The sequence below is a fragment of the Parabacteroides sp. AF39-10AC genome, assembly GCF_003635405.1.
GTDB lineage: Bacteria > Bacteroidota > Bacteroidia > Bacteroidales > Tannerellaceae > Parabacteroides > Parabacteroides distasonis.
Map to the genome: position 1 here is coordinate 52173 of NZ_QTLP01000005.1, position 14002 is coordinate 66174.

General features: G+C 39.8%; 7 protein-coding genes. 1 reads left to right on the forward strand and 6 read right to left on the reverse strand.

Annotated elements, in window-relative coordinates; genetic code table 11:
- Nucleotides 1-14: 14 nt before the first annotated feature.
- The 3 genes from DW033_RS05990 to DW033_RS06000 all read right to left on the reverse strand — a co-directional run bounded on the left by DW033_RS05990 (nt 15) and on the right by DW033_RS06000 (nt 6224).
- Nucleotides 15-1703 carry a RagB/SusD family nutrient uptake outer membrane protein gene (locus DW033_RS05990; RefSeq protein ID WP_009018303.1) on the reverse strand — a complete coding sequence of 563 codons (1689 nt, stop codon included), beginning with the start codon at nt 1701-1703 and terminating at the stop codon, nt 15-17.
- A 17-nt stretch (nt 1704-1720) separates the two neighbouring features.
- Nucleotides 1721-4981 carry a SusC/RagA family TonB-linked outer membrane protein gene (locus tag DW033_RS05995; protein ID WP_122382530.1) on the reverse strand — a complete coding sequence of 1087 codons (3261 nt, stop codon included), beginning with the start codon at nt 4979-4981 and terminating at the stop codon, nt 1721-1723.
- Nucleotides 4982-5165: 184 nt separating this feature from the next.
- Entirely contained in the window at nt 5166-6224 is a 1059-nt protein-coding gene (locus DW033_RS06000; protein ID WP_036613589.1) for a FecR family protein, read from the reverse strand.
- Between the two features lie 324 nt (nt 6225-6548).
- Between DW033_RS06000 and DW033_RS06005 the strand changes: the two genes are divergently transcribed.
- The gene (locus tag DW033_RS06005; RefSeq protein ID WP_008778443.1) at nt 6549-7103 is read left to right on the forward strand and encodes an RNA polymerase sigma-70 factor; all 555 of its coding nucleotides are present in this window, start codon (nt 6549-6551) and stop codon (nt 7101-7103) included.
- A 96-nt stretch (nt 7104-7199) separates the two neighbouring features.
- On the opposite strand, the gene DW033_RS06010 is transcribed toward DW033_RS06005, so the two are convergent.
- Genes DW033_RS06010 through DW033_RS06020 form a run of 3 tightly spaced genes read right to left on the reverse strand, consistent with a single transcriptional unit; the run spans nt 7200 to nt 13994 of the window.
- Nucleotides 7200-10952 (reverse strand): glycoside hydrolase family 2 TIM barrel-domain containing protein, encoded by a 3753-nt coding sequence (locus DW033_RS06010; protein ID WP_122382531.1) that lies wholly within the window; start codon nt 10950-10952, stop codon nt 7200-7202.
- Nucleotides 10953-10955: 3 nt separating this feature from the next.
- Nucleotides 10956-12425 carry a glycoside hydrolase family 30 beta sandwich domain-containing protein gene (locus DW033_RS06015; protein ID WP_122382532.1) on the reverse strand — a complete coding sequence of 490 codons (1470 nt, stop codon included), beginning with the start codon at nt 12423-12425 and terminating at the stop codon, nt 10956-10958.
- 27 nt (nt 12426-12452) lie between these two features.
- Entirely contained in the window at nt 12453-13994 is a 1542-nt protein-coding gene (locus DW033_RS06020; protein WP_122382533.1) for a RagB/SusD family nutrient uptake outer membrane protein, read from the reverse strand.
- Nucleotides 13995-14002: the final 8 nt, after the last annotated feature.

Here is a 14002-nt window from a genome sequence, read left to right on the forward strand (position 1 = left end):
ATCGATTCTATTTATTAAAAGCCAGCTGTTGTTTGTTTTAACAAAGGATTCGCATTCAATGCACGATAAGGAATCGGAAATACGTCTTGATTCGTCGCATCCGGAGTTTTATCCCACCACGCACCTTCACTAAAACGATTCCATCGTATTAAATCAATACGACGATGACGTTCTCCTATGAACTCACGACCTAATTCATCGACAAATTCATCATCGGTTAATTTCGAGATATTAGATTCGTAACTAAATTTAGACCAATCTTCCGCTTTATAATAACGTTTCCTAACCACATCCAGCAACCGAGCAGCCCCTATCTTATCCCCTGATCTATATTTACATTCAGCTAACGAATAATAAATCTCTGCCAATCTGATCTCTGGAATAGAGTTCATTTGGAACAAATCTTTCGATTGAGGTAACCAAGGGAATTTTATCAAACGATATCCTGTATTCTCTTCTCCGTAAATTACATGAGATCCTTTGGCTAAACCAGTCTCTCCCTCCGAAAAACGTCCAACTTGATCCACATAAACTAGAGGTTTACCATTATATTCTTCCGTACCAGTTATTACTTCATCTGTAAATCCATACCCTTTTTCATAATCAAATTTATATTGAGTTCCCATCAAGAAAAAGCCCTCATAATCTCCATCATTTGAAATAACTCTAAAAGCTTTCTTTCGGATATCTCCATCCGGGAATTTTTCAAACGGCATACCTAATTTATCTTGGTATAAATTTCCATATAAGTCCCGAGACGGTGCTAAATTACCTCCATTCCAACCTTGCCAGTCATTATCCAAGGAATAACGATCTTGATAGTGCATCCACATATTATATAGCCAAGATGCCTCAAAATAATTTTTCTTAATCGCAAATTCCATAATATTCTCTTTAGATCTATAACCGTTTATCCCCGAGCGGAACGGGCCTCTATAATCAGGGTCAATACTATATTCTCCATATTTTCCATCTAATATAGCCTGAGCCATTTGCTCACATTCATCATATTTTGAGATTCCTATCCATTTTTCCGCATTCAAGTATAAACGGACAAGTATAGAAGCTACTCCTGCTTGATCAAACCTAGATACCCCCCTATTTTTAGGTAAGTCCGGTAATATAGCTAAAAGCTCTGACTCCATAAAGTTAAATACTTCTAGGGGTGTAGATTGAGCCTTCACTTCTTCTATATCTGTAACAATTGGTACATGCCTAAAGAAATCTATTAAAAACATATAATTCCAAACCCGAAGAGCTCTTAATTCGGCTATATATTCATTTTTCGTTTCTTCCGTCAATTTAAACGTAGAGAAATCTAGATTTTCAAAATCAGACAATGTATTATTACATAATGCTATACCTTGAAAAGGAGCAGCCCAACCATTATATACGAAATTCTCCTCCACAGTCCATTTATGCTCATGCAAACGAACATACTCCCCACCATTATAACCATGTTTTCCTCTTGTCGGAATCATTAACTGGTCGGCAGTAACTTCCTGTAAAAAGTATCGAGCATCAGACCAACCCGTACTAAAAGCCTTAGCATAGTTATTCACCAACGCCGCATAAATATTATTGCTATTTTGATAATAGTTATCCGTTGTAATCTCACTAAAAATCTCTTCATCTAAATCTGTACAAGAAAATGAGATTAATCCCATTACGAAAAGAACTATTATATATTTAAACTTCTTCATAATAAATGAAATTAAGATTAATATGAAATTTGAATTCCAAATGTGAATGATCTGGCAATAGGATACACATTTAGACCGCTAATACCTGGTTCTAGACCATTTATATCCACAGATGTCGGGTCCATTACTGAATATTTCGTAATAGTAAACGCATTTTTAACTGTCGCATATACCCGTAAATTGCTAATCCACTTTGTATCTAATTTTGGAGTCCATCCTAAAGTTATGTTATCCAACCTAAAATAATCTCCATCCTCCAAAAAATAATCACACATCACTTTTCCTGACTTAATATGCCCATTCTTTCCATAAGCATCTTCTAATAAATTCATACCCGGTTCAGCAACTAATCCATAATACATTTGATACATATTCAATATTTGATAGTCAAAGCGCCCTTGGAAATATAGACTTAAATCAAATCCTTTATATCGAAATGTATTCCCCCAAGACAAAGAATATCTAGGTGTTCCATGGCCAATATAATCTTTGTCTGTATCACTAGCTTCACCATTAGCGAGTATTTTTTCTCCTCCAATTTTAGCGTCTTTCCAAACCAACATATTGCCATTATCATCAACTCCCGCATATCTTAAGCCATAAAAAGAACCAATTTCCACTCCGTCTTGTAAGCGTTGGGCATAGCCGGGATTTCCGGGAGCTGGCAGTAAATATCGATCCATATATCCTTTCTGATATGTACCATTCGAGAATTTATCCAGTTTAGATTTCGTAAAAGAAGCAACTAGATTAGTCGAATAACTAAAATCTTTCATGTTTACAACATCCCAATTTAAAGTCAGTTCCAAACCTTTTGAACTAGTAGAAGCTACATTTGTAAATATCTGATCAAACATAAAAGGGGGTAGTGGAGCGTCATAATTAGAAATTACTTCTTTACCTTGTTTTACATAGGCATCCAAACTACCTGATAACTTATTCTTTAAAAGAGAAAAATCCACACCCAAGTTATAAGATATCTGCTTTTCCCAATGTAAATCAGGATTAGGATTATTCGTAGGTCCCCACGCTTGGGTCCATTGTCCATTATCGTCTAGCCAATACCCACCTTGCTCATAACGAGCCAACGCTGAATACTTTGGGAAACCAGAGCGCCCTGTAACTCCATATGAAAAACGGAGTTTTAAATCATTGATGGCCTCTATATTTTTAATAGCAGGCAAACTTGACATTCGCCATGCCGCAGAGGCTGCAGGGAACCATCCCCATTTATGATTTGCCCCAAATTTACTATTTCCTTCATATCTAACAGAAGCCGTCAAATAGTAAGTATCATCATAGTTATAAATCAATCGCGCAGGAAAACCTATTGTCTTTTCTTTTTCTTTCAACGAAGATACCCCTAAACGACCTGCTGCCATATTCCAATCTCCAGCTTCCAGATTGTTATAGGACATCGCATCCGAAGGAAAATTTGCATTCTCTGAAGAAAAACTACGATGATTAAACTCTTGATACGAATATCCAGCCATTAATTTAATTGTATGCTTGTCAATTGTCGTAAAATAATTACCGATCCATTCCAATGTATAATCCGTATAATTTTCTTCCTGCAGAGTTCCTCGTCCGGAACGCATATTATCTATAGATTCCTTATGATTTGAATTAACATATATACGTTTAAAATACTCTTGACTCTGTCTAGCTAGAGATAATTCAGTATTTAGCGTCGGTAAAATATTTAGTTTCACTTTAAAATCAGCAAGGGAAAACTGTCTATCACCTCCATCCTCCTTATCTTTCAACCATCCTACAGGATTATAGGTATCAAACCCATACAGAGTACTATATTTAGAAGGATCTTTTTCATCCATCAATGGATGAGTCGGATTCAATTTTATCGCTTGCTGAAATACGCCATAATCCACATATTCCTCATTGATAACTCGTGTGGACAAGTTTCCTTGAATCTCTAGCAGACCTTCTAATGTCTTTGCGGTGAATCCCATTCTAACTCCATACTCTTTTCTAGAAGACACTATATCCAAGCCATCTTTCTTCTTATAATTGGCTGAAGCTCTAAAGGTCAAATTTTCACCTCCTCCTGAAACAGCTAAATAATGACTTTGACCCAGATTACTCTTATTCAACAATTTGTCATACCAATCCACCCGATGACCAAAATCTACATCTCTTTCATGCGCAAGAAACTCATCCACAGAAAGTACTTCTGGTTGATTAGCTACCATATCATGATCGATATAGCCATCATAAGATATAGAAACTTTTCCAGCCTTTCCTTTTTTTGTTTGCACCAAAATAACTCCATTCGCTGCACGTGAACCATAAATCGCTGCAGCCGAACCATCTTTCAATATTGTAATTGATTCAATATCTTGGTTAGCGACACTTCTTAAATCTGCACCCGGCATTCCGTCTATAATAACCAATGGCGAATTCCCTGCCTCTATGGAAGAAGCACCTCGCATCTGGATATTAGGAGAAGAGTTAGGATCTGCCGCCGCCGCATTCGAGACATTAACGCCTGATACTTTTCCATCGATCATTGACAGCGGACTTGTAAATGCTCCTTGTAAAAAGTCTTTACTAGAAACAGCGGTTACAGCAGAAGTCAACTCTTTTTTGTCAACTGAGCCATAACCAACAACGACTACCTCATCTAATTTTTGTGTATCCTCTTTCATAATGACCTGAAGTACATTTTTATTTTTCACGGCTTCTTCATGAAGAGAAAATCCAATATAAGAAATCTGGAGTACCGCATCGGAAGACACTACAATAGAGAAATGACCATTCAAATCAGACATAGTTCCATTTGCTTTACCCTTCTCTACAATATTTGCACCAATAATAGGCTCCCCCATCTCATCAACAACAGTACCTGTTACTGTCTTTTCATCTTGATCAGACTTACTGCCTTTTACTGATAGAATCACATCTTTTCCTACTATTTTATATCGTATATTCGAATTCTCAAATATATGATCTAATGTAGTGAACACATCTTTATCCTTTATATCAACAGATATTACTTGATTGATATCAACTAATTTACTATTATAAAAGAAGTGGAAATCAGTTTGACTTTCAATCAGTTCCAAAACTTCTTTTATAGATTGATCTGTCGCTTTAAAAGAAAGTGAGGTGCTTTGAGCATTTGTTGTCATAGCAAATGACATACTAATTGATAAACATACAAGAAATAAGGTCAACTTCATAATTCTTGATATTTTAGATACCAACCTGACAAACGCTGATTTATCTCCATCAAGTTGGAAATATAAATTATTCATCATATTTTTGTAATTGATTTAAGATTAAAAAATAAATTTCTTAGTCGGTTTAAAGACCTTCTATCAAATTGTTTCATATGGGAAGATGCTGGTAACATTTTCCCGTATGTTTTTTAGATAGACCAAGTCTACTTTCTTGTTCTTTTATTCCATAGGCCCATATTATTTAATTGTTATACATTTTTCTTTATTTTCCTTTCCAAAGTATAACTCGAGTACGGTTAGTACCTTTGCTGTCATCTGTCTTCATATCTTCTATACGATAATCAATATTTGAAGATATTCTCAAATAGTCTAGTGTCTGAGATAGCAACCTATTATCTAAAATACCGGTTAAACAATAGCTTTTAATCTCCGCATCCTGAATCACAAATTCAACATTATAGTAATATGACAATTTTTTCAAAGCCTCAGGTAAAGGCGTATCCTTGAACATCAGTTTGCCATCCATCCATGCGGTTTCATACATCGTGTTTATTTTCATCACAGAAATTTCTTCTTTATCCAAGTTGCAAATCGCTTTTTCGGATGGTAGTAACGTCCTATGACTCACATTCCCTGATTTATTCTTCACCTCGAGATTTACGGAGCCCGTCACTAAAGTAGTCGAAATTATATTCTCATCCCCATAAGCTTGTATATTAAACTCCGTGCCTAAAACTCTAACCCTATGCTGATCTCCTGAAGTACTGACAATAAAAGGTTGTTTTTCGTTGTGAGTGACTTTAAAATAGGCTTCTCCTGATAAATATACTTTTCTTTCTTTTTGGTCATAAGACATCGGATAGGATAAAACACTACCCGAATTTAGATAAACAACAGTACCATCCGGTAAATTAAAGCGTGTACGGACTCCCGCATTTGCCTGAAGTGTTATAATTTGAGGATCTCCAAATTCAGAATCAGCCTTTCTATGGGAAAATAAGGTTGATAGTCCAATGATAGCAATTATACAAGCCGCAGCGACAGAGAACCTCTTCAGCCAATATGAACGAGTCCGTTTTGCTAATCGTTGTTCCAGCTTTTCGTAGGCAATCAATGGATTTCGGCTAGCGATCCGTTCCATCGCATTGTTCGCATAATATATACGGGCGGTCTGTAATAAGATCCTCTTATTATTTTCATCCGCTTCCAGCCAAGCTTCAATATAAGATTTTTCCTCATTAGAAGCTGTGTCCTTTATATACCGTAAAAGCATCATACCTTCCGGCTCTTGGAAATTAATATGTCTATTTTCAGTTTTCATTCTTATCTGTTTCTATAACTAAGACAATCCTGAAAGAACACACCCTTAATTAAAAAGCAATTTTTTTTCAACTTTCTCATTTTTAGCCCAAGGTGACCGCATCAATTTTTTTTACGGAAGACCGTTAGACTTTTACTACTTACTTTCCCATAGGATATATACTTCATCAGTAAAGTAAGTAGTACTTCATCGGTAAAGTAAGTATATCTTGTGATAAGGATGTCCTAAAAGTGATATTTCGATGTGGTTACCCTGATTTTAACCTTGAATATCCAAGATAAAATATATCTTTGCTTACAGAAAAGAAAGGATGAAGAAGGTGCTATGGATGATTCTACTTTAATTGAACAAATACAATTAGGAAGTAAAAACGCTTTTAAACAGATGTTTATCAAATTTTATTCGCCACTATGCGAATATGCTTCCCAATATGTTTCTGATGAGGATGCCGAAGAACTTATTCAGGAGCTAATGTTATTTATATGGGAAAACCGAAATTCCTTATTTGTAGAGATATCCCTAAAATCCTATCTTTTTATGGCTGTTAAGCATCGTTGCCTCAATGCGATCAAAAGGCAATTGTATCATGAGCGAGTACATAGCCTGATTTATGATAAGATTAAAGATCAATTTGAGAATCCTGATACCTATTTCGTAAACGAGCTTACAGAGAATATCACGAAAGCGATCGAAGAATTGCCTGAGAATTACCGGGAGACATTTAAACTTAGCCGATTCGGAGAGCAATCTAATCCCCAAATCGCAGAGGCCTTGGGGGTTTCTATCAAAACCGTGGAATACCGGATTACACAATCCTTGAAAATATTGCGGGTTAAATTGAAGGACTATTTACCTTTTATCATGTTCTTATTCGCATAAAAATAGAGAAAGAAATGCGCAATGTAGCATATCACAAGAGTACTCACGCAAGCGTTCGTGGGTAGTCATGTACGCTTGCATGAGTAGTCATGAATGTTAATGCGGCTGCTTACGTAAATCAATAGGTTTTATCCTTATCTCACGTTCATAAGCTCCGGGGTACACTTTATAACTATCAAAAACCGCACGAGCCGTACATCCGACCCCGGTCGTCGCATAATCCAGATTGAACGTTATTCCATCTTGTTTCTGGAGCTGATAGGTATACATCGCTTTTGTCAGGTTATCCGTGGAATAAGGATACGCATTAAAATTGAAAAACTTATTCATTGAGAACTCTAACCCAAGCCCCTGTTCATCGGTCATGCGTACCCAACGGTTATCCGTACGGAGTCCGTAATCTTGCGGGATTAAGTAAGGTTCATACATATCATCCACCGTAGACCGGTAAATACCGATTTTATAGCCCGTCTTACGATCCGGATAATTCTCTTGAGGGCCACGCCCGTACCATTCTACTTGATTCAGACGTTCATCCAATGTGAGTGTCATACCAACACGAGGCAACCAGAGAGGAAGTTTTCCTTGCGGTAGTAAAGTATGCTGCAGAACAATTTGCCCATCACCCGCAATCATATAGGTATACATATTTTCAAAACCATTACTTTGAGTTCCCCAGATATACAAATCTTTTTTCTCCACGGCGCTATTGCCTGTCAAGCAAATTTCCCTAACACGGATCAAAGCTTTCCCTTCTATCAACTGAGCGTCCACAGAGATTGGATAATGATTGAGTTTATCAATCCCTGTTGAATAATATTCCGCTGCGATTTGCTGGCCATATCCCTCTTTCCAACTATAAGAACGAGCATTTCGGGAATTCCATTGGTCCTGCTCATTTGCCAATGGAGCCCTCCAAACATTCATCTTTAAAGGTTCTTTCAGCATTTCACTATTCTTATAGATCATGGAGATCAATGTCCCTTGCTTTTTATCAAAAACATATTTAAAATCCGTTCCGGAAATCAAGATTTGCCCCTTTTCTTGTTCTAATGATACCGGGGAAATGGATACCGTTTCAACCTCCTTCTCTCTATGCCAAGGAAGTTCCAATTGGTCCCAAGCTACCTCAAAGCCAGCCGGAGCCCAGCATTCCTTATTCCTTAATGTCGAACTGAACGTAATCCGATATTCTGCACCTGCTTGAATAACAGGTTTCTTAAATGGTATTTGAACTTTCACCTTCGATAACGGGGCTACTCGCAAATCCAATTCACCTTCATCCAATACCGTACCATCCGCTTCCAAGAACCATTTCGTACGATAATAAGAACTATTCAAGAAATGACTTCTATTCCAAACCTCTATCCAACCATTTCCGGCATCAAGCCATGAGATTGAAATAGGTTGAACAGACTTCTTCATCTGCCACATCTCCGGTTGAACAGTACGATCCGGCCAGATACTCCCATAAGTACGGGCACCTATACCATAACTAAAGAATGATCCTAAGGTCGTTTCAGTCTCAAAGTCAAGCCATAAGGCAGCTTGTTCGGAAGAACAAGACTGATCTGGCGTAAAAGCGGTCGTAAAAATACCGACATTGTCCATCTGTGCGTCACAGATATAAACATCCGTTTCTTGGCCATGGATCTCCGCATTTCTACCGATATTCACGGGGAAAGGAAAATTCTTGATCGTACCGGATACCGCCTGTTCACCCACCTTTTTTTGATCGATATAAACCGCCATCGCCTTGCCATCATATACACCCGATAATTGATGCCAATTATTCTCCCAATCCACCGGCAATTTCACACGTAAGATATGACGTTTATCCGTATATAAATAAAAATCCAGTGAATCTTCCCCCTGTTGCTGCAATCCAAACTGATAACTACCTTTTGTGATAAAAGATCCGCAGCTACTTATCAGTTTCCGAGGATAAACATCACAAGTTAAGGTTAACTGGTCACCCGTAATTTCCACATTCGACTGCCTATAGACCTCTACCCATTGATCGTGTCCGTTCAAATCCAGTACATTTCCCTTACTCTCTTTCACCAAACGGGCATTACCCATAATATGAGCGGGAGTTTGATAAGGGGATTTATCATTCAATAGACGGACTGGCTCCGTCAAACCCGGACTGACGAAATCCCAAATAGCCCCTCCCATCGTACGGGGATGCGCATAAATCACCCGCCAGTAATCGTCCAAACCGCCACCTCCATTTCCGGCGACAGACAAATATTCATCCATAAAGGACGGACGGATATCCGAGCTATCCGGACAAATACCTACTTGCATCTCTAATTCGATCGGAGTCGGGTAACGAGGACCTATAATCTCTTCCGCCGGATGAGCGAAAGCATTACCGCCATACATCCAATAACGTGTGTAATCATATTTCCGGCCTTCCTTGACAACCTCACCAATATTAAATCCCTCGCCACTCTCATTTCCGGCACTCCAGAATAAGATACTCGGATGATTACGATCACGAAGAACCATCTGCCGAACTCTCTCCTTATACATCTCCGTAAACTCCGGCTTTTTTGAGACAAACTCGGTAGCATGAGCCTCTACACCCGCCTCATCTATAACGAAGAGCCCATACTCATCCGCCAGTTCCAGATATTTATTCACCGGTGGATAATGAGACGTTCGGACCGCATTGAAATTAAATCGCTTCAATATCTCAAAATCTTTTCGGATAATATCCTCGGTCATCGCATGGCCCATCTCCGGATGCTGCATATGGGAATTCTGGGCATTCACTTTTAAGAGTACTCCGTTTAAATAAAAAGCCTCTCCTCTAATTTCAGTCTCCTTAAAACCCATACGGGTTGCTATCGCATCGTGCTCCGCACCATCCATGGTTAGCAAGCTCATTTTTAGCGTATATAAATACGGAGTCTCAGAGGTCCATTTCTTTGGATTTTTTATCAACCGTGATAAATCCAACCTCTTCTTACCGATCGATTCGATCTTAAACGGATCGCTATTTAATTCCGTAACCAATTCCTTCCGGTCATCCCATAATTGAACTTTCAATCGGTAATCTATCGAAACCTCTTCCGTGTACTTTTTAATGTCTACCTGCAGCTTCAAGTCCGCATCTGTATAAGTATCATCCAGATCAGTCACGACATACCAATCAAAAAGACGGACAGAGGGCGTCGCATAAAGCCAGACATCATCGAAGATGCCAGCTAAGCGCCAATAATCCTGTCCTTCCAGATAATAACCATCCGAATACTTCAAGACATGTATCGCTACAGTATTCTTTCCCGGCTTCAGATATTTCGTGATATTATATTCCGCAGGTTCTTGTGCTCCCTCATTATAGCCGATTGCCTGTCCGTTCACCCAAACAAACGAAGCGGACGCCACCTTTTCCAAACGAAGAAATACTTGATCGTTTTCCCATGATGCCGGAAGCGTAAAAGTCTTCCGATAAGCCCCAGTCGGATTATATTCCTTCGGCACAAACGGGGGATTCGCTTTAAAAGGCGCATGCACATTACGAAACAACTTATCGCCATATCCCTGCATCTCCCAATTAGAAGGAACCGGGATCAAAGACCATGCCTTATCATTAAAGTTCTCCTTATAAAAATCAGAAGGGATACCTTCCGGCGTATCACTAAAGAAGAACTTCCAATCCCCGTTTAAGGAAATATGCTTCTCGGGTATATGATACGCCCGTCCCTCCTCTTGATTCCATCCAAAGACTGATGTGTTTTCTATATAATCAGATAGATGGTCCAAGTATTTTTTTTGTTGGGCTGGTAAAAAGCAGGATGCTGCCAGAAGGCAACATCCTACGATAACGGATTTTCTCATACGCTACTTAATTAAAAGTGTATTCACTGAATTGGCTTTTAATACAGGTGAATATACTGAATTGTTAACCTTAAAACTTACCAGTTTATCCACTGATCCAGAGTTTCCCGCCACAATAACGACACTATTATCCGGATTCACGAAAGCCAATACATCTTTATACGCACCATCCGTCACTAATCTTTTCGCACCCGGTTGTACATAATGACTTACATGTTTCATTATATAGTATTCCGGAGTATACGAGAAAGTCTTACCGTCTTCACTTACCACCACCAAGGAATTCTGAGCCCATCCCCAACGGCTGATACCTCCGTGCTTTAAGGATGTATTCCAATAAGTATAGACAGACACGCCATGACTCAAATAATGTTTCATCAAATCCCAAGAATGAACAGCACCATTCCAGTCATTCTTACCATTTCCACATTCTTGCTCCGTTTGTAGGAACTTCAAGTGCGGATATTTACGAGCGGCTATCGGCAAGGCATCTTTTCCAGCCCACTGGAATCCGATGGCTTTCACATAACGCTTGCAATCCGGATCTTGCATAATGGAATCAATCATCGCCTCACGGGGACGCTCCACCGTTCCATACATCATCTCTACCCCTTTCTCTGCCATAGCTGGACCAAGATATTTCCCCATAAAGGTAGCCAATCCACCCAAGGTCCAGCAACAGCTTGGGTAGGGCTGGTCAGAGTTAAACTCATTCTGAGGCATCACTCCAAATATATCAATACCCTCCTGCCGGTAGGCATCAATGAACTTCGAGAAATAAAGCGCATAAGCCTTGAAATAGGCATCTTTCTGAATGAAAGCGTCCGCACCCTCAAATGCTTGGCGGTCCTCGGGCAGCTCGTTATCAACTACCCTGAACATAAAGGTTTCTTCTCCCGTCTGTCTTTTCTTCAGCCGCTTAGCTAATGCGGTCGTTGATCGGGAAGCGTAGTGCTTATTCCACTTCATCCACGAGGGAGGACACCAAGGTGAGGCCCAAATCTTGATGTTCGGATTGTAACGCTGGGCACCTTGAATAAATGGGATCAAGGTAGCCCGGTCGTGATCGATCGAGAAATTCTTCATTTCAAAGTCTCCTTCTGTCTCATTATACGAATACCAGTCTATGGCGAAATCATTCGCCGCTACCGGCATCCGGCAAATCGTAAAATTCGCGCCTACACCCGGGGCGAACATCTCTTTTAAGATACTCTCACGTACGGTTTCATCTAGCAGAGAGAGAGAAGTCCATCCCAACTCATTGAAACAAGTACCAAACCCATCAATCGTTTGAGCGGTCTTTGTTACGTCTACAACCACATCCGGCTCTGAAGTTTCAGATACCGCTACCACTTCGGGTTGTGTAACCCATGGGGACTCAAATGTCGTACTTACCCACTCCGCTTGAGGAGCCGTCTTGCATGAACAGCAGATACAGCTAAACGCTAGTATTGATAAAAAATGTGTTTTCATAGATATTTATTTAAATTCATTCCTTAATTACCAACCTGCATTCTGTTTCAAATTCGGATTCACATTAATTTCCGTATCCGGGAATGGTAATAACCAATTACGTTCCTTAAAACCCGCATCCGGGAAATCGAAATAGGTTCCATCACCTCTAGGGATCTTCTTACCTTGATCAGCCAGCACTTTATCCGCATCTCCCCAACGGATCAAATCTTGATAACGTACAAACTCAAACGCAAGTTCCAAACGTCTCTCTAGCTTAATGTCCTCAAATAACTTATCGCCTCTGGAGGTCAAATCCGGCATTTGCGCTCTAGCACGAACTTGATTGATGTAACTTAAAGCCTTTGTGTCATCCGGGCTCGACTTACGATTATAAGCCTCCGCTGCCATCAAAAGGACATCCGCATAACGAGTAATACGGTAGTTCATCCCGCTAATGGTATGATACTCCTCGCCCGGGGTCTCATCGACAAAAGCGCCATGCTTGATACGTACATACCCTTCCGTTCCATAGGGTAAATTACCTTCCGAATCACGGAAAGAACCTCCGAACTCCGAAATCAAATCTTGCTCACTGATTACAGTACCTTTCCTGCGCACTACATCACCCGCCGCAACAAAAGCGTCATATAATTCAGCTCTCGGGCCGCACCAGCCCCAACCGGTTTCCGTGATACCGCTCGTCCCTGCTGTAAACCATGGCGTACGAGGGCCACAATAGGCCACAACCGTATTCCCTTCCGTTATCGTTGACAACTCATCCGCATAAGACACCTCAAAAATAGATTCCTTCCCAAACTCGGTAGATTTACGGGTTAACATCGAAAAGTCTGGATTCAAGGCATATTCATTGCTATTGATCACCTCATCGAATATGACCGCAGCCTCATCATATTTTTTCTGATAAAGATACGCTTTTCCTAACCAAGATTGAGCGGTACCCTTGGAAATATTTCCTTTTTTCGCCGCCGATAACTGACTTTTTAAAGGTAAATCGGGGATAGCCTCCTGTAAATCCTTCTCTATTTGCCCCCAAAGCTCTTCTAGCGTGGAGTTGGGTTGCGCATAATTATCCGGATCAAGAGGTTCCGTTACCAAAGGAGCAGTTCCCCAAAGAGTCACTAACTCAAAATAAGCATAGGCACGGAAAGTCTTGGCCTCCGCGATCGCCATCTTTTTCACTTCCGATTCCGGAGCCACTTTGTTAATCAATAAGTTCGCAGTATAGATGATCTGGTAATATTTCGTGAACATCGCACGAAGTATCGTATTACTCGATCCGAAACGAAACTCATCCAATTCCTCACCTTGGTTATTATCTCCACGACCGCCACCACCAGCCATGGCGTCATCCGAAAGAAGATTCTTGAACTGGAACGTATTCAAATCACTGCTTTGCATCTTATTGTAAATAGCATATAAAGCCTCTGTAACCTCTGCGTCCGTCTTATAAAAAGACTCCTGTGTCGTTACCCCTCTTTGTTCCGTATCCAGAAAATCCGAGCAACTAGCCGTACACAACGTAAATGCCAACGATAATATTCCGTATTTAATGATTCCTGTATTCATAATCCATG